General features: G+C 66.3%; 2 protein-coding genes. Both read right to left on the bottom strand.

Going from position 1 to position 526, the window contains the following annotated elements; translation table 11 throughout:
* Positions 1-334, bottom strand: a 334-nt coding sequence (locus tag AC4FS3_RS29455) for a CoA transferase (RefSeq protein WP_491023486.1), incomplete at its 3' end; no start/stop codon positions are given.
* A gap of 55 nt (positions 335-389) precedes the next feature.
* Positions 390-518, bottom strand: coding sequence for a DUF6285 domain-containing protein (locus AC4FS3_RS29450; protein WP_491023487.1), 129 nt, complete (start codon positions 516-518; stop codon positions 390-392).
* Positions 519-526: the final 8 nt, after the last annotated feature.

The following is a 526-nucleotide window of genomic DNA, read 5'->3' as shown; positions in this document are numbered from 1 at the left end:
CGTAGACCAGCTTTGGATTGCGGGCTAGCACCACGTCCGGGCCGAGGCCGAGGCGCTCCATCACGCCCGGGCGGAAGCCTTCGATCAGCGCATCGGCGCTGTCGAGCAGCTTCAGCACGCCCTCGATGCTGTCGGCGTCCTTCAGGTCGACGTCGACGACGCGCCGGCCGCGGGCGCTGAACTTCTGGGCGGTGAACTTCGAGCCCACGCGATCAAGACGGATCACGTCGGCGCCCATGTCGCCGAACATGCCGGCGGCGAAGGGTCCCGGACCAATGCCGGCGAACTCAACGATGCGGACACCCTTGAGCGGGCCGGTTGCTTCAGTCGTCATGCTGTTCTCCTGAGGTATTTGCCTGGTCGCGGAGCCGCGCCAGATCTGGCCAGCGTCAGCGGAGCCACTTCGGATTGTTGATCTGGAGCGCGCCTTCGCACGTCTCAAGCAGGTGCTGGGCCAGGCCTTCGGTGCGCCAGTCCAGCGTTCCTTCACGGATGGCGTCCGACAGCGCCAGTTCCATCGCTTCGC

The sequence above is a fragment of the Pseudogemmobacter sp. TB195 genome, from assembly GCF_058313095.1.
The sequence above is the reverse complement of the archived record's forward strand: the minus strand, read 5'-3'. Positions and strand labels throughout refer to the sequence as shown.

Bases quoted from the DNA above. Each gene is read 5' to 3' on its own strand.
- AC4FS3_RS29450 (WP_491023487.1), bottom strand. From the start codon at position 518: ATGGAACTGGCGCTGTCGGACGCCATCCGTGAAGGAACGCTGGACTGG.